The organism is Streptomyces pratensis, assembly GCF_037137275.1.
Classification (GTDB): Bacteria; Actinomycetota; Actinomycetes; order Streptomycetales; family Streptomycetaceae; genus Streptomyces; species Streptomyces pratensis_B.
Genome location: NZ_JBBBEN010000032.1, coordinates 1 through 232 on the forward strand (window position 1 = coordinate 1; position 232 = coordinate 232).

Here is a 232-nt window from a genome sequence, read left to right on the forward strand (position 1 = left end):
CGCCCGAGCTCCGTCACGTAGTCGTTGGCCGCCCCGGGACCGAAGGAACCGGCCCCCGGGAAGGCGGTGGACGGCAGCGCGATGTTGTTCCCGGCGCCGCGCACCAGCAGTTGCCAGGTGAAGGAGGTGGGGAGGCCGTCGGCGTCGGAACCGGCCCACCCCTGGGCCACCTGGAACGCCTTGGTGGCCCGCAGATCGGCGTCACCCCACACCGGACCAGGCCCCTGGGTGT

1 protein-coding gene is annotated in these 232 nt (G+C 73.3%); it reads right to left on the reverse strand.

The window, feature by feature from the left end; translation table 11 throughout:
* A partial coding sequence (locus tag V9U70_RS00180) for a peptidoglycan-binding protein (protein ID WP_336672327.1) occupies positions 1 to 232 on the reverse strand: 232 nt, incomplete at both ends.